Source organism: Pseudomonas sp. Leaf48 (assembly GCF_001421885.1).
Lineage (GTDB): Bacteria > Pseudomonadota > Gammaproteobacteria > Pseudomonadales > Pseudomonadaceae > Aquipseudomonas.
Genome location: NZ_LMLH01000030.1, coordinates 33,313 through 51,669, shown reverse-complemented (window position 1 = coordinate 51,669; position 18,357 = coordinate 33,313). Strand labels below are relative to the sequence as shown.

The following is an 18,357-nucleotide window of genomic DNA, read 5'->3' as shown; positions in this document are numbered from 1 at the left end:
GCTATGAAGCATATCCTCGCTGGCGACACAGCAGTGCGCCCGATCAACGAAAACGGGGTGCGCTCGAGTGAAGTCGTCCTTTCTGGAGGGCTCCACACATGGGAAGGGTGGGAAGTGTTTTCCAAACAACATCCCCGTGTAGCACATCTGCTGGGGTACGACGTTGATCGCCACGACGATTGGTTTTACGCGCGCGAGCTACAGAATGGCGTCATCACTCTGAAGATTCCTCGGAAGATGTTCACAGGCGACGCCGCCAGCATCACCATGATGCCGGACTCCCATTACAAGTCAGGGTATCTTTGGAAAACGCTGTACCCGGTAGGATACTCAGAAGAAGACATCATCCAGGTTTTGACAGAGGCTTTCGATAATCTGGACCGAGAGGACTCCACCCATCCGACGAAGGAACAGCCGGCTGGAGTCCTTTTCGGCTATGCGTTGATAGATACCCCTCTCAAGTCTTTGAAAGTCCGAATACAGGTTCGAGGGAATCAGATTCAATCGGCCTTTCCAGCCTGGGAGCAACCAGCAACTGGGAACAACGGCAAGCCCTACTCACACGCCCATTCGATCAATTTCAACATAGCCGCTTCAACTCTCTTTTGCGAGCGATACGCGGAAGCTTGGGGTCCGGTATTCCCCGAAAACTGCTTCAGCCTGCAGGAGTTAATGAAGCTCACTCCGGCCTTTATATTGGACAGGCCGAGGCGCGACACGGCCGTATGTATAGACGAATGGCGTCATGTCCGAGAAAGATCACTTATTGCCATAGCGCCCTCGATAACGCCCGAACAGCTTCAACACGTCGAAGCTTATTTAGGCGACTTTGTCTGCTGCAAAGACCCGTACGGAGCGCAGGCAGGCATTTATAGAAATTTCATCGAGGACATTAAGCGTAATGACGCGGTGTTTAACGCAGCGCAAATTTCTGAAAATGTCGCTGAGTGCATCCAGGTGCTGACTCACTGCGATCTGGAGCACGGTACCCGAAGAGCAATGGATGCCATGATCCGATTCCTTCGGATGGCAATTGTACATACCGCAGGGCTTAGTTCGTTGATGTTTAAGCGAGTGCTTGGTGAATTCGTAGAAGCCGCATTGGGCCATCATGAAAAGAACTCAGTGAACGAACTGCTGGCAGCGCTGGCAACGTCACCCTGCCGTGCAGCCCTTTACACCGAATTTAATCTCAACCCATTTGTGAAAAAAAACGATGAGTCCGGCTTGCTCAATGTTGGGGTTCTAGAGGTCGAAATCGAACTGGGACCAGAGCACCTGTATGAGTTTATTGCTCTAAATCTCGGTGAAAATTATCTGCAACTCTTTTCCGCAGATCAGCGGCTTGCCCTCGCAAAAGGGTGCTTTCCTCGACCTGAACAACAAGCAATGGTGGCGCACGCGATGTCATTCCTGTCCGGTATCGACTTTCAGGTCTTCATGCCTGGTCGTTTAAATCTTGCGTGGCTTGGAGATAAGAACCCTCCGGCCGAGGACGATTTGATCGCCATAGCAAGAGACTACAGCCGAATGTTGGTTTTATACCGACAGCGAATCGTGATGGAAGATCCCGGAGCATATAGAGCCGATCTGGACCATGGGCAATCAGGTACTGACGAGTTTTTTAATCTCATTCGCCAGAAACACAAGCGGCAGTTCGTTATCACAATGCACAGGGCGATGCTCAACGAGTTAATAGGCTACGCCGGCACCGTTGGTTATGTGAAGCTAAAAGCTAAAGTCGAAGACACATTAAAGCGACTTTCGAAAGAGGCTGTTCCGATGCCGAAACCAATTCCTGACTATATCTTGGAAGGTCGCGATAGCCCCGAGTCATTTGCAGGCGACACTGAGGATTTGGTACGAGAGATAATGGGCAGTGGTTCGAACGATCTTGTGTAAAAACGCGCGCTGCTGCGGGCGGTGCGTGGAACGGGTAGGTATTAGATCGGTAACAGTGGGCATGACAGGGCGCGTTGAAAAAACTTACCAGCGCGCATAACGCTTCATAAATCAGTGGGTTGCAAAGGGATTAGAAGGGGAAAGTCCGGGGCGACGCCCCTGCAATTTCTGAAGTAGATCGACATGACAGTGACGTCGAGGTGGAGCTGACAGCGCCTTCGTCGTGATCGTCCAAGTGCTGGAGTTGGGTTTGCTCGGCACCTTCGACATGGAACTGACGGTGACGTCTTGGTGGTCTACGGCGGCTTCGTCTTGGTGATCGACGGGTTCGAAGTGGAGATCGATGCCGGCTTCGTGGTGATCGCCCAGGTGCTGGAATTGGATCTGCACGGCACCTTCGAGATCGAATGGCGTCGATAGTGTCAAATGGGTGTCGACACTATATCCATGCCTCATTCTGGACGGCAGAGTTCGCAGTGGCGCAGCTTGCGGTGGCTGTCAGTCGCAGCCCATTGCGCAAGGTCGGCCACGGTGTAGGCGCAAACTTTGTAGTAGTCGTTTGTGGTGTAGTTGTCGCGGGTGTGCAGGGCCTTGCAGCTCGCCCTGTGCGCCATAGGGTAGTACTTGGACGTGCCGCGTCTGTCGCGGTTGGCGACGAATCCGGCGGGATTAGCGGCCATCCAATCTAGGAAGCCGGTTTCGTTGTTGTCGAACGTGAGAGCGCCCATTACGCCACCGTCTTGGGTAGCACGTCTTTGACGTTGATCCGGTCGAACGACTCGATGTACAGATCCCCTTCATGCTCAACGATCTTGCCAGTCGGCCAGACGTAGGCGCCTTCGTGCGACCTTATCTCCATGTCATCGGCGTGCTGATCCTTTGCCCTGCAGTTGACGAGATAGCAGGGTGCGCCTTGGGCGATCAGGTCAAGGTGCGCCTCTCGCTCGCTGTAACCGTTGGTGCGCTTGTAGACCTTGCGACGCAGCACAGCGTAGTGCGACACGCCATTGATGGTCTTGCTCTCGTGCATCCAGACCCGCAGGAAAATGACGCCATCGTCACGCAGGGCGCCCCATGAGTTGCGGTGATTCCTGAGCGGTGCGCCAATGTGGATGAAGTGTTCGGTGATTGTGCGTTGGTGCATGTGGTTGCCTCGGGGTGTGACGCATGTGGTTCTCTCGTCCTATGACTGGCCACACTAGATACGGTGGTTGTGCTCTGAGCATTCCATGCAGGAAAGGGCATCATGCAGGCACTATATCCAACCAATCGACTGCTCGCGAGAACGGGGCGCCTAACGGCGTCCGCGCTACCCACCCCGCACTAAAGTACGGGGCCTGTCGCGCAAAGCGGTCAATTCAATGGCACTAAAGTACGGCGGGCATGGCGGTCTACGCGCTTTGGTCCATTTCCAGCCAGAAAGCCCTCACGCGCCTTTAATGTGTGAATCGCCCGGGGTTTCGTAGACACTTGATGACAGCTTTTGGCCGACTTCTACCCCTCGTGACAGGCAGAAATCGGCCAATTGTCGGCAACTACACGCCGGCAGCTTCTACTTGGTTTTTATCTGTAAACACATTGGCAAACGGCGCTCCGTTCGGGATCGCAAGCCGCCGTGACTTCAGGCAAAACGGCAAAATCCAGAGTCGTAGCTTCTCCACTTTAGGGAGCTCGAACACAGGCAGAGACTGGTAGAACGAGGCGGTCTTCGGGTAAATCAGCACCACATCCCCTTGGCCGTCCAGGTAGTTCTGGCCGTAGGCCTGCAACTGGTAGAAGTCATTTTGCGAAAGGCCATACTTATCTGTTCCATTCACCTTAAGACCATCCAACAGCTTCCACTTAGTATCCAGCACCAACACATCCAAATCGTCGTCACGGATCAACAGATCCGGCTTTAACCGAAACCAGTTCTGCCCACGATGGCGAACCAGGTGATGACTACGCACCTGCGTTTTCAGGATCAGGGGCCGAGCCAGTTGCTTCGATAGGTGCTTGGCGACGAACGCCTCGAATACTGCTTCCATCGGAAACAGAAGTGACGGCGCGCTGTGACCACCGGTGCCCGTCAAGGGTGACTTCTCGTCGAGGATGAGGCGAGCCCAGGCTAGAGCGTCAGCGTAGTATCCCATTCCTCGATCCAGCCTCACCCGCTGAAAGTCAATCTGGGGCAACGCTGACACCGGGACGTCAGCAAACACGAATTCCAATTCTCGGGCTAATTGCTGGCTATCCTGCGATGAAGCCAGCATCAATACGCGCCGCAACGCAGCGCGCAGCACGCGGTTCTCCGGCCGGTCTGTCGAATACTCGTCATGCTGGGTGAAGAAGCGGTCTGCTCGGAAAAGGTTCTGCCGTAGATGCGGCGCCATCAGCAGCTTGCCTCTTAGGGCGAAGAGATTATCTTTTCTGCTTGAATAGGCGCTTCGCAGGCCACGCTTGACGATGTGGTCGACCGAGCGCAGGTATTCCGCAATGAAGACCTCCAGCAAGGGCATACGTGCCGCAGCGATTCTAGCGCTGTCGATTTGAACGTGGCGAAAGCCTTGGAGACAACAGAGCATCTCGACAAGAAGCTGACGCGCCTCCACGACACCGCCCCCTATTGCCTTGCCGACCTTGGGCAACACCTCGATCTGGTATCCATCCGGAGTGCAAATCACCCCGACAAAACTGGTGACCTGAACGACACGACGCCCACGTCGCTGAGTCAGTCGCAGCCACGCCGTTTCACCGTCATCTGAAGCCCGGAGGCACCGAGTCTCAAGCCATGCATAGACTTTTTCGGGAACAGCGTGTAAGCCCTCGGCGCCTGCGAAATTCGAAGACGCTGCCATCAGTGTGTCGAACTCAAAAATCGTGATACCGCTCACTGATGCGCCTCCATTCAGCTCGACAAGGTCAAGTAAATGCCCGTGTAGGCATCTGGATTGGAGAACGCAGCGTCTTGCACTGTGAAGCGGCGCTTGGTGGTGTAGCTATCTAGGCCGTGGTCATTACCAAATAAGCGAGCCAGATCATCCTCGAGATCTTGGCCCTCAACGACAAATTGCGCGCCCACTGGCTTCTGGTTATCGGCCAGTACCAGACGGATTTTCTGCCAGTCCTCAAAAAAATACTCTTCGAGCAAGGGCAGGATACGAGTGCTGAACACCTGTTGAAGTGCCACCAATCGTTCGTCTCCATCAGGAGTCTTGGCCAACAATGTGAAGTAGGCGTGGCCGATGCAATGGTCCCGGTCGTATAGCGCTGCGATGCGTTGATTGATCGCATGGAGCACTCGAGGTACGTCAATCACCTGTTCACCCAGAGTGACGCGCAGACCTGCGAGCGGTGCGCCCGGTTCATCGCGAGCATCCGGCATAACCGGCACAAACTCAAACCGGCGACGCAGTGCGGTGTCCAACAGCGCGAGCGAGCGGTCCGCGGTGTTCATTGTACCGATGATGTCGACATTACCTGGCACCGAAAAGCTCTCGCCAGAATAAGGCAGAGTCACCGATAGGGCGTTCTCGGCGCCCTCGCGCTTATCGGCTTCGATCAAGGTAATCAGTTCGCCAAATATTTTACTGATGTTGCCCCGGTTGATCTCGTCAATCACCATCGCGAATCGCTGATCTGGTGCCGATCGCGCCCGACGGCACAGCTCCTTGAAGGTGCCAGAACGGATTTCGTATTGAATTTCACCACCTTCTGCATCTCCGTCAAGAACCGGCCGAAGCCCCTCGACGAACTCTTCATAGCCGTAAGACTGGTGGAAGGTAACGAAGCTGTAGCGCTGAACGGCCCCTGTGTCGTGATGCCCAGACTTCAGCTCTTCGACCAAGCCGGCAAGGTCTTCGCAGGCCTCGCGCCAATCACCAGCCAATTGCCAGACCGATTCTGCCGACTTGTCGAATATCCCAAGCGCGCGGCGTTTCTTCAGTTTGACCGTGGCAGAGTCCTCTACCGCATGGGAATTCAGAGTCTGCCAAAGTGTTTGGCGCAGACTCTGATTCGTGCCGTTGGCGGCGATCACCGCCTGAATAAATGGGTGTTCCATAAGGTCACTGACCTTGCCGCTACCGCCCAGGTCATACAGTGCTGCGGCGGTAGCCTCCCACCACTTCAGCACCGCGATTTTTTCCGCGATGAACTGGTTGCGCCACTCCTCATTGGAGACCGAGGTCATTGCTTGTTCGTACTCTCTTTTGAGCAGCTTCGACAACTCGTAGGTCTTACCCGTGCCCGGCGGGCCGTAATAGATGCGATTGACGGGCTGCCTCACGAAATCGGTATCGTTCGCCTCCTCCTCATCCGAGTCTTCTTCAGGATCGACAGGATCGTCCCGCAATTGATCGGGCCACAGTCCCGGCCGCTCCGTTTCAAGCACCAGCCAGTCGTCCAGTGAGTCAAGCTCGGCCGACAGGGCTGTCTCGATCTGCGCGATTATTTCCTCCGTCAACGGTTCGCGATGGAGCTTGGGTATCGTGCCGACCTCTCGCGTCCACGAGATCTTCCGCGTGCGGGTACCCCGAATCATGCCGAGAACACCGACCGCCCGCTCACTGCCGGGATTTTTGCGGCCAAAGCGTACCTGGATACCTTTTCCCATGTGCCACCAGTCTAGACCGGCGGCGTGAACAGCTCCCGCCAGCCGACAAAAAAGCGCCTTATCCTGGGGCGACCATGAGGCGCGGAAAGTCTGAAACGCTGGCTTGCCATCAAAGTGCTTGAGCAGATCCTCATCGCTCAGCACCTTTCCAAGGTTCAGCTTGCTGACTACCTCATCGTATCGCTGCTTGAAGTTGCGGATAGCCTCAACGCTCCACGTAGCGAGTTGGTCTAGCGATTTCCCCAGCCCGTCGGCCGCAGGAAGCGTGGCAACAAAGGGTGAGTTGTCAAGGCTGCCACGCAACGCCAGATATGACGTTCGCGTTGTGCCCGACTCATCGAGACCGACGGTATCGATCTTAACGATGAAGCCGTTATTGGCATCAATGCCTACGGTGTAGGCCAACTCCTTTGGCGCTTCGGGCGAGGGATAGATCTTGGCCCAGTTGTAACTGGCAAAGTTGTTACCTTGGTTGGTAGGTCGTTTGCGAAGCTCGACGCGCCCTACAGGGAAAAGCATTTCTTTGACTTCGTTAGCCCACGCCCCCGTCACCTCATAGGCCTTTTTTAGTTCATCGTAGGCGCGGGTCTGCTCGAGGTTCGACTCGTCGCGCTTTTGTCCCTTCCACTTGTTCAGCAGCTCGAAGTGGTCGCTCGTGAAATAGTCCGCCATCGTCTTCAGATCCCTTCAACATCAATTCCGTGTTTGGCCAGCCAGGCCTTGCTCTGCGCATAGTCCGGCATGACATGCTCAAGGCGCAACCAGAACCCGGGGGGCCTTCACGGGTAGGCACGCAGCATGACTACCACCCCCGCCACTCCTACCTACGCGGCCCCGCTGATTCCTTTTTTACAATCGCTGGTATCTGCATGTTCGGATGAATTCGAGAGAATGGCTGGACGATGAGCCGAATAAGCGCCATATTCGGCTCACCCCATGAGCCGAATAATATTTCTAATCGGCTCACACCCCCCAAGAGGTCCGAGCTCATGGCACCCAAATGGATCTGGCAACAGCCGGATTGGCCGAATTTCACCTGGCGCGACGAGTGTCTGGCACCGCTGCTGCGCGAGTGCATTCAGGCGCAAGGTCGATTGATGGGTATGGCCAGTTCCGTCGGCAGTTCACTCAGCGCGCAAAGTGAGCTGGATGCATTGCTGCAGAACATCGTCACCTCTTCCGCTATTGAAGGCGAGCAACTGAATGTGGGCTCGGTTCGTTCTTCGTTGGCGCGACGTTTGGGGCTGGAACTGGTTGAGGGTAACAACGTCAGCATGCGCAGCGAAGGCTTGGCGCAGTTGATGCTCGACGCCACGCAACATTTCGATAAACCACTGACGCTGGAACGATTACTCGACTGGCACGAATGGTTGTTTCCGGATCAGGAAAGCGCCCTCGCTGCCCGGAACATCCGTGTTGGCGCGTTACGTGGTGATGAGCCGATGCAAGTGGTATCCGGTCGACTCGACAGACCCACTGTTCACTTCGAAGCGCCACCGCGCCATGGCCTTGAACGCCAACTCGACACCTTCCTCGGCTGGTTTGGAAGCAGCCGAAATCAGGCGGGGCTCGATCCATTACTGCGGGCCGGGATTGCGCATTTCTGGTTTGTCACGCTGCACCCTTTTGATGATGGCAACGGCCGCCTGACGCGGACCATCACCGACCTTGCACTGGCCCAGGGCGAGGCTCAGGCGATCCGTTTCTACGCAATGTCCGCGAGCATCCTCGAGGATCGCTCCGGCTATTACTCAATACTGGAAGGCAGCCAAAAATCCACGCTGGACATCACCTCATGGTTGCAGTGGTTTCTACAAACCTTGCTGCGCAGCTTGCAACAGGCAATGGCGCGGATCGAATCAGTGCTCGCCAAGTCGAGCTTCTGGCAGGCTCACAGGGAATCCGGACTGTCGGCAGAACAGACCAAGGTAGTCAACCGCTTGCTCGACGGTGGAGAGCGTGGGTTCGAGGGAGGAATCAGCGCAGCGCAGTATCAAACTGTTGCGAAAGTATCCAAGGCTACCGCGACCCGCCATCTGGCTGAACTACTGGATAAAGGATGCCTGCACCGTCTACCGGGCGGCGGGCGCAGCACTCGGTATCAGATCAGATACCCCGATGAAGCTGAAACCTGAGCCCACAAACAGCGGCCGAAACACCCCGCCCATTTGCCCATAAACCCCATGTCTGCTAGTGTCGCGCCGGTTTAACGTCAACCGGAAATCGCCGCCATGGCCCGCAAAAAAGCTGCACTGGATTTCGAACAGTCCCTCGCCGACCTGCAAACGCTGGTGGAGCGTCTGGAGAATGGCGAATTGTCGCTGGAGGATTCGCTGGCCGCTTTCGAGCAAGGCATCGGTCTGACCCGTGATTGCCAGGCGGCGCTGGCCCAGGCCGAGCAAAAGGTTCAGGTGCTGCTCGAGCGTGATGGCGAGTTGGCCGAGGAACCCTTCGACGCGGATCAGCCAGAATGATTGCAACGTATTCGGCGACCAGCCAGGCCCGCGTCAATGCTGCCCTGGAGACTTTGTTCAGTGCGCCAAGCCCTGAGCTGGCGCGGTTGTACGAGGCCATGCGCTATAGCGTGATGAACGGCGGCAAGCGCGTACGTCCGCTGCTGGCCTACGCCGCATGCGAAGCGCTGGGCGGCAAGGCCGAGCAAGCCAACGGCGCGGCCTGCGCAGTGGAGTTGATCCACGCCTATTCGCTGGTACACGACGATTTGCCGGCGATGGACGACGACGATCTGCGTCGCGGCCAACCGACTACCCACAAGAAATTCGATGAAGCCTGCGCGATCCTGGCCGGCGATGGCTTGCAGAGCCTGGCGTTCACCGCCCTGCTCGATCCGCGCCTGAGCACGGTAGACGCCGAGATTCGCCTGCAAATGGTCAGTGCACTGGCACAAGCGGCAGGCCCTGCGGGGATGGTCGGCGGTCAGGCCATCGACCTGGGTTCGGTGGGTTTGAAACTCGACCAGAAAGCCCTCGAATACATGCACCGGCACAAGACCGGCGCGTTGATCGAGGTCAGCGTCAAGCTCGGCGCTTTGGCCAGCGGCCTGGCCGAGGAGGACGAGCTGACGTCGCTGCAGACTTATGCACAGGCCATCGGCCTGGCGTTTCAGGTCCAGGACGACATTCTCGACGTCGAAAGCGATACCGAAACCCTCGGCAAACGCCAGGGTGCCGACATTGCCCGGGACAAGCCGACTTACCCGTCGCTGCTCGGCCTCGACGCCGCCAAGGCTTACGCCCTGGAGTTGCGCGACCAGGCCCTGCACGCGCTGCGACCGTTTGACGCGGCGGCCGAGCCATTGCGTGAACTGGCCCGGTATATCGTCGACCGGCGCAGCTGACGGCGTTTCCGCCAAAAAAGACCTATGCGTGGGCAGGGTGCGATCCATCAGGTAAACTGCCGCATCTTTTATACCTATAACGATTCGCCTGATGCCCACGACGTTTCATGAGATTCCCCGCAAGCGCCCGACCACGCCACTGCTCGACCGTGCCAACACGCCGGACGGGTTGCGCCGGTTAGGCGAAGCCGAGCTGGAAACCCTGGCTGATGAGTTGCGCCTGGAATTGCTCTACACGGTCGGCCAGACCGGTGGGCATTTCGGCGCCGGCCTGGGCGTTATCGAGCTGACTATCGCGCTGCATTACGTGTTCGACACCCCGGATGACCGGCTGGTGTGGGACGTGGGTCACCAGGCTTATCCACACAAGATCCTCACCGATCGTCGCGAGCGCATGGGCACCCTGCGCCAGAAGGACGGCATTGCCGCTTTCCCGCGCCGCTCCGAGAGTGAGTACGACACCTTCGGCGTCGGCCACTCCAGCACCTCGATCAGCGCAGCGCTGGGCATGGCCATTGCCGCCCGCCTGCAGAACAGTGAGCGCAAGGCCATTGCCGTTATCGGCGATGGCGCGTTGACCGCCGGCATGGCCTTCGAGGCGCTGAACCATGCGCCGGAAGTGAACGCCAACATGCTGGTGATCCTCAACGACAACGACATGTCGATCTCGCGCAACGTCGGCGGGCTGTCGAATTACCTGGCGAAAATTCTTTCCAGCCGCACCTACGCAAGCATGCGCGAGGGCAGCAAGAAGGTCCTGTCGCGCCTGCCCGGCGCCTGGGAAATCGCCCGTCGTACCGAAGAATACGCCAAAGGCATGCTGGTCCCCGGCACCCTGTTCGAAGAGCTGGGCTGGAACTACATCGGCCCGATCGATGGCCACGACCTGCCGACCCTGATCGCCACCCTGCGCAACATGCGCGATCTGAAAGGCCCGCAGTTCCTGCACATCGTCACCAAGAAGGGCAAAGGCTTCGCCCCGGCGGAAGTCGACCCGATTGGTTACCACGCCATCACCAAGCTCGAACCACTGGACGCTCCGGCCGCTGCGCCGAAAAAAGCCAGCGGGCCGAAGTATTCCGGTGTGTTCGGCGAATGGCTGTGCGACATGGCGGCGGCCGACCCGCGCCTGGTCGGGATTACCCCGGCGATGAAGGAAGGCTCGGACCTGGTGGCTTTCAGCGAGCGTTACCCGCAGCGCTACTTCGACGTGGCGATCGCCGAGCAACACGCCGTGACCCTCGCGGCCGGCATGGCCTGTGAAGGCGCAAAGCCCGTGGTGGCGATCTATTCGACCTTCCTGCAGCGTGGCTACGACCAGTTGGTGCATGACGTAGCGGTGCAGAACCTCGACGTACTGTTCGCCATCGACCGTGCCGGTCTGGTGGGCGAAGACGGCCCGACCCATGCCGGCAGTTTCGATTTATCGTACCTGCGCTGCATCCCCGGCATGGTCATCATGACCCCGAGCGACGAAAACGAACTGCGCAAAATGCTCACCACCGGTCACTTGCATAACGGTCCGGCGGCGGTGCGTTACCCGCGCGGCAGCGGCCCGAACGCCACCATCGAGAAAGACCTCGAACCGATCGAGATCGGCAAGGGTGTGGTGCGCCGCCAAGGCAGCAAAGTGGCCCTGCTGGTGTTCGGCGTGCAATTGGCCGAAGCACTGAACGTCGCCGAGAAGCTCGATGCGACCGTGGTCGACATGCGCTTCGTCAAGCCGCTGGATGAAGCCCTGGTACGGGAAATCGCCGGCAGCCACGAGTTGTTGGTGACCGTCGAAGAGAACGCGATCATGGGCGGTGCCGGTGGCGCGGTCAGCGAGTTCCTCGCCCGCGAGAACATCCTAAAGTCGATGTTGCACTTGGGCTTGCCGGACATCTACGTCGAACACGCCAAGCCTGCGCAGATGCTGGCCGAGTGCGGGCTGGATGAAGCAGGCATTGAAGCGTCGATTCGCGAGCGCCTGCAACTGCTGAACATTTAAACATCAGACATTTGCGAAACCCTGTGGGAGCGGGCTTGCCCGCGATAGCGGATTGACAGTCACCTCTTCATTGACTGACACACCGTCATCGCGAGCAAGCCCGCTCCCACATTGGTTTTGTACAACCCTTCAAGAATGTGCTCGCTCCAAGTACCAACGGACTGCCATGAAACTCTCCCCTCTCGCCCTGACGCTGACCTTGCTGCCAGCCGGCCCACTGCTGGCCGACTCCTTCGAACGCGATCAGGCCCTGAAACTGCCCGACGTGTTGATCAGCGCCAACCGCCAGGTCGAAGCGCGCAACGACAGCAGCGCTGCCAATACCGTGTTCACCCGCGAGGACATCGATCGCCTGCAACCCGACAGCGTCACCGACCTGTTGCGTCGCGTACCGGGCGTGCAAGTCTCTCAGACTGGCGGGCGCGGCAGTTTGCCGGGGGTTTACATCCGCGGCACGCAATCGGCCCAGAGTCTGGTGCTGGTGGACGGTCAGCGCATCGGCAGCTCGACCTCTGGCGACAGCAACCTGCAACACCTCAACATCGAACAGGTCGAGCGCGTGGAAGTGCTGCGTGGCTCCCGTTCGGTGATCTACGGCAGCGATGCGATTGGCGGGGTGGTGCAGATCTTCACCCGACGCGGTGGCGAGCAAGGCCTGCAGCCACGGTTGCACATGGGCGTTGGCAGCAACCAGACCTGGGAGCGCAGCCTCGGGTTGTCCGGCGGCGATGAAAAAACCCGTTTCAATCTCGGTGCCAGCCTCGATGAAACCGCCGGGATCAATCGCACCCACGAGTCTTACCCCAGCGATGGCGACCACGACGAGTACCGCAACAAATCGCTGAGCCTGAGCCTGAGTCATGCCCTCAGCGATGACTTCGAAGTCGGTGCCAATGTGCTGAACAACAGCGGCAAGAGCGAATTCGACAACCCGTTCGGGCGCTTCGACATGACCACTTTCGAGTCGGTCCAACAGCAGCCCTACAGCGATTTCGATGTGAGTAGCGTCAGCAGCTACGCCGATGCGCGGATCAATGAACGCTGGAAAACCCGTGTCGAACTCGGTCACAGCGAAAACCGCGAAAAGACCCGCGACAAGCTCAGTGACGAACGCACCGTATTCAATACTTACCGCGACTCGCTGAACTGGCAGAACGACCTGACACTCACCGAGCGCAACAGCCTGATGGTTGGTGGCGACTGGTATGAGGACCGGGTCAACAGCAGTACGGCGTACGATGAAGACAGCCGCTGGAACCGCGCGGCGTTTATCCAGCATCGCTATCAGGCCGACCGTTTCTCCACTGAACTTGGCCTGCGTCACGATGATAACCAGCAATTTGGCAGCCAAAATACCTGGAGCGGCACCTTTACCCTGCCGCTGAACCCGGATAACGAAGTACTGCTGACCTTCAGCGAAGGCTTCCGCGCGCCGACCTTCAATGACCTGTACTACCCCGACTTCAGCAACCCCGACCTGAAGCCTGAAACCTCGAAAAGCTACGAGTTACAGTGGCGCAGCCAGTTGAGCGAAAACAGTCGCCTGGAGGCCTCGCTATACCGCACAGACCTGCAAGACGCGATCATCTTCGGCAGTAACTCGCGCCCGGAGAACGTCGCTTCGGCGCGGATCAACGGCTTCGAAGCGGCGTTGAAGCAGGAACTGTTCGGCTGGCAGAGCAACCTCGGCGTGGCGATCATCGATCCGCGCGACCGCGACACCGGCCACACCCTGGCCCGACGCGCCCGGCGCACCTTGAGCCTGGATCTGGATCGGCAGTTCGATCGCCTCGGTCTAGGTGCCAGTTGGCAGGCGGTCAGCAGCAGCTATGACGACGTGAACAACCAGCAGTCGTTGGCTGGGTATGCGTTGTTGGGGCTACGAAGCAGTTGGGAGCTCAACCGTGAAATCCAGCTGGAGCTCAAGGTCGACAACCTGCTGGACAAGGGTTACAGCCGGGCGATGTACAGCCATGACGGCAATCAGTATGGGTATCGTGAGGAAGGTCGGGCGTGGATGTTCGGGGTGAGCTGGACACCGGAGATCTGATCTGAAATTTGTATCGCCTGCATAGACCTCTTCGCGGGCAAGCCCGCTCCCACAGGTTTAGCGCGATCCTGTGGGAGCGGGCTTGCCCGCGATTGCAGGCGCCTCGGTCTCAGCGCTCGGGCGCGATCAAGTGGCAGAGTTTTGCTGTCGCTTCGATCATCTGCCCACTCGGCCGCTCCAGCCCTTTATCCGTCACCAGTCGCAACTGCCCCTGCGCTACCGCCGCCACCTGCGGCCAGGCCTGCCACGCATCAAGCTGGACCTGATCGCTGGCCAGGATCACCTCGGGATTACGCTGTAACACGGCTTCCACGCTGACCTGCGGTGCCGGCAATGTCTGGTCGCCGAACACGTTTCGCGCCCCGCAAACTTCGAGCGCATCGCTGATGATCTGTCCGCCGCCAATGGTGTACAACGGACGATCCCAGACCTGATAGAACACCCGCAACGGCGTGTCACGTCGATAGCGCTGACGCAATTCATCCAGGCGCCGGCGCAAATCGCCGGCCAACGAAGCTCCACGCTCAGCCCGACCGAGCTGGGCAGCGATGGCCTCGATCTGCGCGGTGAGTTGTTGCAGATTATGGGGCTCGGCAACGTAGGTCGGGATGTTCAAGCGTTTGAGCTGGTCACGCTGGGCCGGGCCGACGCTACCGGGCCATAACAGCAACAGATCGGGTTTCAGACTGACCAGGCGCTCCATGTCCAACTGGCCGTAGCGGCCAACGGAGGGCAGGCTCTTGAGTTCGGCAGGTCGTTCACCGGCGTCCAGCACACCGACCATGAGGTCGGCGGAACCCAGTTCAACGACGATCTCCGAGAGCGATGGCGCGAGACTGACAACCCGTTCGACCGCCACTGCCGGGCCGCTGGCCGCCAGCAGCAAAACCGCCAGCCAGACAGCGCGCATCAACCGAGTTGACGCGGAATACGGTAAAGGTAGAACAGCACCGTGGTCGACAGCGCCAACAGCATCAGCGGCACGGCTTCGAGGCCGACGAAAACCGCCAGGGCGCCAATCCAGGCGGGCAGCCCGGCGGCCAGGAAGGCCGTGCGACGTTTGGCGGCGAGACTGACCCAGGCAGCGGGCTCTTCAGGAGTGTCCAGGGCTTTCTGGGTAGCGATTAGCGCGTGCTTGTAGCCGCCGAAGAACTTCAGGCTGACAAACATCGAGGCTACGCCGGCGATGAACAACGGCATCGCCAGCACCGGCAGAATCGCCTCACCCTGACCAAACACCGCGTTGATCACCAACAGCGGCAACAACGCCAGCGCCAGGTATTGCCACCAGTTGACGGACAGTCGCCGCCGGACCTGACCGCGGGTCACGCCCGGTCTACCTCACCCTGATGTTCATTGCCCATCATGTGGTCGAGTTTGCTCGCCTTGGTCGCCAGATACAGCTTGTTGTGCGGGTTGTGACCGGTATGCAGCGGCACACGCTCGGCAACCACGATGCCCATGTCGGTCAAGGCTTTGACCTTGCGCGGGTTGTTGGTCATCAGGCGCAGGGATTTGACGCCCAGGTGCTCCAGCATCGGCAGGCACATGGCGTAGTCGCGCTGATCGGCGGCAAAGCCCAGGCGCTCGTTGGCTTCAACGGTATCGGCGCCGCCGTCCTGCAATTCATACGCGCGGATCTTGTTCAGCAGGCCAATGCCACGACCTTCCTGACGCAAGTAAAGCAACACGCCACGACCTTCACGGGCGATGGCCTGCAATGCGGCTTCAAGTTGCGAGCCGCAGTCGCAACGCTGGCTGAACAAGGCGTCGCCGGTCAGACATTCGGAGTGCAGCCGGCCGAGTACCGGGGCACCGTCGGCGAACTCACCCAGGCTCAGCACGACGTGCTCGCGGCCGGAGGCTTCATCGAGAAAGCCATGCATGGTGAATTGCGCAAAAGGCGTTGGCAGCTTGGAAGCGGCGACAAAAACGACAGGCACCGTTGTGCTCCTGATCTAAAGTCTGTAGTTCGCAAAGCCGGCATTGTAACAGCAGGTTCCAGCCGACGCTTAGGCTGAATTATCGGCCATAACGATCTAAATGTTTGATATTCGCCCTGACAACACACCCCCTGTGGCAGCGGGCTTGCTCGCCAAAGCGTCAGATCAATCGACATCAATGCTGCATGACCTACCGCTTTGGCGAGCAAGCCCGCTCCCACAGGGGTAATTCACAGCGGCAGAATTCGTGTTAATTCTCGTCAAACGGATAAGGCTGTTTCCAGCGCTCGAAGACGGGCTTGAGCTCGCCGTTTTTCACCAGTTGCTCCATGCGCTGGTCGAACAATGCCATCAGGGCTCGAGCCTTGGGGGTCTTGGCGAAACACAGATACAGCGGCAATTCCGCAATATGGCTGCGGCGTAACTGCGATGGATCCTTGGCGCGACTCATGACGTAATCGACTTCTGTCAGTGCATCAATGTAGAAGTCGGCGCGATTGCGGGTCAGCATCGACACGATGCCGGTTCGCCGCATCACTTCGTCATAGCGACGCACGTTGGGAAGGTAGTGCTGGTAGCCGTAGCCGCGGACCCAGGCCAGCCGGTAGTTGCCCAGGGTTTGTAAGGTCGGCACCGGAGTGCTGGCGAGCCCCAGGGCGTAGATATGATCGGTATCGAAATTCCAGCGCGGATACAGCACTTCGCTGGACTCGTCACGGTAGGAACCGACACAGGCGTCGACCTCGCCGCGCTCGGCCAGGCCCACGGAGCGCAAGTAGGGCTCGGTGCGGATATTCACCTTCACGCCTGCCGGTTCGAAGACGTGTCGCAGCACGTCCCACGCCAATCCATGACCATCAGCGGCGGTGTAGTCTTCCCACTCTTCGCTCGCCAGTTGAATCACCGATGGCGGAGTGTCGACGTCTCCCGCCCGGGCGAAAGAGCAAAACACCGCAAACAGTAGTACCAATATCCCGCGCAGAGCCATCCTTAGTTCTCCCGACTGACAGTTCTCCTGATTAACCCCTGGCCATCCGTCTGGTCAGTTGAAAAACCACACCAACCCCTGCATCGCCAACCAGGCAAACACCCCGGCCAGGACGTCATCGAGCATGATCCCAACGCCACCATGCACATGCCGGTCGATCCAGCGGATCGGCCACGGCTTGAGAATATCGAAGAAGCGGAACATCAGGAAACCCGCTAGCAGCCATTGCCAACCTTCCGGCACCAGCCACAGGGTGATCCACATCCCGACCATCTCGTCCCAGACGATGCCTTCGTGGTCGTGCACGCGCAAATCGTCGGCCACTTTGCCGCACAGCCAGAAGCCGAACAGCATGGTGATGCCGAGCATCAGCCAGTAAGCCCAGTCGGGCATCATCTGCCATAACGGGATAAAGGGTAGCGCAACTAACGAACCCCAGGTTCCCGGAGCCTTTGGCAAGGTGCCCGAGCCGAAGCCGAACGCCAGAAAATGCCACGGGTTACGCCAGACCGACGGCGGTACGAATTCCGCCGGGACCTGCTTGGGGTGATCTGTCACGGTGACTCCCGAAAATGTTGATAACCCCGGGTTTGCGGGGTGATGTCTTGTCCATCGGCATCCAGCAGCGTTACGCCCTGCCCGTCCACCACTCGCCCGATCACATGGATCGGCCAGCCATCCGCCAGCAACAGCGGCAACTCGACGGACGGCAAGGTAAAAGCCAGCACGTAATCGTCACCACCGCTGAGCGCAGCGTTTTGGGCAGCCGCTTGGCCAAGGAATGCAACCAGCGCCCTGGACAACGGCAAACGATCGCGCTCGACCTCAATGCCAACCTTCGATGCCAGCGCGATATGTCCACAGTCAGCGAGCAGGCCATCGGAGATGTCCAGCGCTGAAGTGGCCTTGCCACGCAGGGCTTGCCCCAGGTGAAGCTGCGGTTGCGGCGACCAGTAATGCGCCAGCAGAGGATCGGCAGTGGCCGCTTCAGCGCTGCGCTGGCCGAGCACCAGCGGCAAGGCGCCAGCGGCATTGCCCAGCTCACCGCCGACACACAACAGGTCGCCGGGTTGCGCGCCGCTGCGGGTCAGGGCCAATCCAGCCGGCACACGGCCGAACACCGTCATGGTCAGGCTCAACGGCCCGCGGGTGGTATCGCCGCCCACCAGTGCCACGCCGCAGCTTTGCGCCATGAGGTCCAAACCACGGGCATAGGCTTGCAGCCAATCGGCAGTCACCGTCGGCAAGGTCAGGGCAAGGGTAAAGGCAACGGGGGTGGCGCCCATGGCGGCCAGGTCGCTGACGGCCACGGCCAGTGAGCGCTGACCGAGCAGAAACGGATCGCAGGGGTCGGCGAAATGCACACCGGCCACGAGGGTGTCGGTGGAAATCGCCAACTGCTCCCCGGGAGGAACAGCCAGCAAGGCGCAGTCATCGCCGATCCCGAGGGCAACGCCTTCGCCGCCCTGCGCACAAGGCGCGGCGGCGAAGAAATTGCGGATCAGCTCAAACTCGCCCATCAGGACACTGGA

Annotated in this window: 17 protein-coding genes; 7 read left to right on the top strand and 10 right to left on the bottom strand. The window is 59.0% G+C overall.

What is annotated here, in order from left to right; translation table 11 throughout:
• The first annotated feature begins 3 nt into the window (after positions 1 to 3).
• Both ASE98_RS20940 and ASE98_RS27500 read left to right on the top strand, forming a co-directional pair.
• Entirely contained in the window at positions 4 to 1,902 is a 1,899-nt protein-coding gene (locus ASE98_RS20940) for a hypothetical protein (protein ID WP_177336990.1), read from the top strand.
• 288 nt (positions 1,903 to 2,190) lie between these two features.
• Positions 2,191 to 2,322, top strand: a complete 132-nt coding sequence (locus ASE98_RS27500; protein WP_269084480.1) for a hypothetical protein — start codon at positions 2,191 to 2,193, stop codon at positions 2,320 to 2,322.
• A 32-nt stretch (positions 2,323 to 2,354) separates the two neighbouring features.
• Here ASE98_RS27500 and ASE98_RS20935 read toward each other — a convergent pair whose 3' ends face one another.
• The 4 genes from ASE98_RS20935 to ASE98_RS20920 all read right to left on the bottom strand — a co-directional run bounded on the left by ASE98_RS20935 (position 2,355) and on the right by ASE98_RS20920 (position 7,168).
• Complete coding sequence (locus ASE98_RS20935) at positions 2,355 to 2,630, bottom strand: hypothetical protein (protein WP_060543233.1); 276 nt, start codon at positions 2,628 to 2,630, stop codon at positions 2,355 to 2,357.
• Positions 2,630 to 3,046 (bottom strand): hypothetical protein, encoded by a 417-nt coding sequence (locus ASE98_RS20930; protein ID WP_060543232.1) that lies wholly within the window; start codon positions 3,044 to 3,046, stop codon positions 2,630 to 2,632. Before ASE98_RS20930 ends, ASE98_RS20935 begins: the two co-directional genes overlap by 1 nt.
• 391 nt (positions 3,047 to 3,437) lie before the next feature.
• Entirely contained in the window at positions 3,438 to 4,775 is a 1,338-nt protein-coding gene (locus tag ASE98_RS20925) for an McrC family protein (RefSeq protein WP_060543231.1), read from the bottom strand.
• A gap of 14 nt (positions 4,776 to 4,789) precedes the next feature.
• Entirely contained in the window at positions 4,790 to 7,168 is a 2,379-nt protein-coding gene (locus tag ASE98_RS20920) for an McrB family protein (RefSeq protein ID WP_060543230.1), read from the bottom strand.
• 317 nt (positions 7,169 to 7,485) lie between these two features.
• Between ASE98_RS20920 and ASE98_RS20915 the strand changes: the two genes are divergently transcribed.
• From ASE98_RS20915 to ASE98_RS20895, 5 genes are all read left to right on the top strand, one after another.
• Complete coding sequence (locus tag ASE98_RS20915) at positions 7,486 to 8,631, top strand: Fic family protein (RefSeq protein WP_060543229.1); 1,146 nt, start codon at positions 7,486 to 7,488, stop codon at positions 8,629 to 8,631.
• 96 nt (positions 8,632 to 8,727) lie between these two features.
• Positions 8,728 to 8,970, top strand: coding sequence for an exodeoxyribonuclease VII small subunit (locus ASE98_RS20910; protein ID WP_007970180.1), 243 nt, complete (start codon positions 8,728 to 8,730; stop codon positions 8,968 to 8,970).
• Positions 8,967 to 9,854 (top strand): (2E,6E)-farnesyl diphosphate synthase, encoded by an 888-nt coding sequence (gene ispA / locus ASE98_RS20905; RefSeq protein ID WP_060543228.1) that lies wholly within the window; start codon positions 8,967 to 8,969, stop codon positions 9,852 to 9,854. The genes ASE98_RS20910 and ispA overlap by 4 nt, the downstream gene beginning before the upstream one ends.
• Positions 9,855 to 9,945: 91 nt before the next feature.
• Positions 9,946 to 11,844 (top strand): 1-deoxy-D-xylulose-5-phosphate synthase, encoded by a 1,899-nt coding sequence (dxs, locus tag ASE98_RS20900; protein WP_060543227.1) that lies wholly within the window; start codon positions 9,946 to 9,948, stop codon positions 11,842 to 11,844.
• Between the two features lie 166 nt (positions 11,845 to 12,010).
• On the top strand, positions 12,011 to 13,894 hold the full coding sequence (locus ASE98_RS20895; protein ID WP_060543226.1) for a TonB-dependent receptor domain-containing protein: 1,884 nt from the start codon (positions 12,011 to 12,013) through the stop codon (positions 13,892 to 13,894).
• A 109-nt stretch (positions 13,895 to 14,003) separates the two neighbouring features.
• On the opposite strand, the gene ASE98_RS20890 is transcribed toward ASE98_RS20895, so the two are convergent.
• The 6 genes from ASE98_RS20890 to thiL all read right to left on the bottom strand — a co-directional run bounded on the left by ASE98_RS20890 (position 14,004) and on the right by thiL (position 18,345).
• Positions 14,004 to 14,804 carry a cobalamin-binding protein gene (locus tag ASE98_RS20890; RefSeq protein WP_060543225.1) on the bottom strand — a complete coding sequence of 267 codons (801 nt, stop codon included), beginning with the start codon at positions 14,802 to 14,804 and terminating at the stop codon, positions 14,004 to 14,006.
• Entirely contained in the window at positions 14,804 to 15,223 is a 420-nt protein-coding gene (locus ASE98_RS20885) for a hypothetical protein (protein ID WP_060543224.1), read from the bottom strand. The genes ASE98_RS20890 and ASE98_RS20885 overlap by 1 nt, the downstream gene beginning before the upstream one ends.
• Entirely contained in the window at positions 15,220 to 15,837 is a 618-nt protein-coding gene (gene ribA, locus ASE98_RS20880) for a GTP cyclohydrolase II (protein ID WP_060543223.1), read from the bottom strand. Before ribA ends, ASE98_RS20885 begins: the two co-directional genes overlap by 4 nt.
• A 250-nt stretch (positions 15,838 to 16,087) precedes the next feature.
• On the bottom strand, positions 16,088 to 16,825 hold the full coding sequence (locus ASE98_RS20875; protein ID WP_060543222.1) for a substrate-binding periplasmic protein: 738 nt from the start codon (positions 16,823 to 16,825) through the stop codon (positions 16,088 to 16,090).
• A 54-nt stretch (positions 16,826 to 16,879) separates the two neighbouring features.
• The gene (locus ASE98_RS20870; protein WP_060543221.1) at positions 16,880 to 17,383 is read right to left on the bottom strand and encodes a phosphatidylglycerophosphatase A family protein; all 504 of its coding nucleotides are present in this window, start codon (positions 17,381 to 17,383) and stop codon (positions 16,880 to 16,882) included.
• On the bottom strand, positions 17,380 to 18,345 hold the full coding sequence (thiL, locus tag ASE98_RS20865) for a thiamine-phosphate kinase (protein ID WP_060543220.1): 966 nt from the start codon (positions 18,343 to 18,345) through the stop codon (positions 17,380 to 17,382). Before thiL ends, ASE98_RS20870 begins: the two co-directional genes overlap by 4 nt.
• Positions 18,346 to 18,357: the final 12 nt, after the last annotated feature.